Genomic DNA, 304 nt, shown 5'->3' on the forward strand with positions numbered 1-304 from the left:
TGGAAGGTCGTGGTGGCCGGGCCGGTGGGCGCGATGGACTTGCTGTCCTCCTTCATCGTCTGGCCGTCCTGGTAGGTCCATTTCACGGCGAGGGTGGCGGTGCCGCTGGTGGACACGGCGGCGTAGATGGTGTCCTTCGGGGTGAAGGCGGTGGTGGGCGCGGTGACCGATGGACAATCAGGCATAGCGGCTCGGAGCGGGCGGCACCATAGGAAAATTCCACAACAGGAATCCGGCCCGCCCCTGCCGGCGTCGAAGCATCCGGGTGCCACGTGAACCCGGCGGCACCGGCCCGCCGGGCCGG

Annotated in this window: 1 pseudogene; it reads right to left on the reverse strand. The window is 69.1% G+C overall.

The features are described from left to right. Nucleotides 1-185, reverse strand: a pseudogene (locus ACH65_RS20645) (hypothetical protein); the annotation flags it as partial. Nucleotides 186-304: the final 119 nt, after the last annotated feature.

This window comes from Frateuria defendens (assembly GCF_001182895.1).
GTDB classification, from domain to species: Bacteria; Pseudomonadota; Gammaproteobacteria; order Xanthomonadales; family Rhodanobacteraceae; genus Frateuria_B; species Frateuria_B defendens.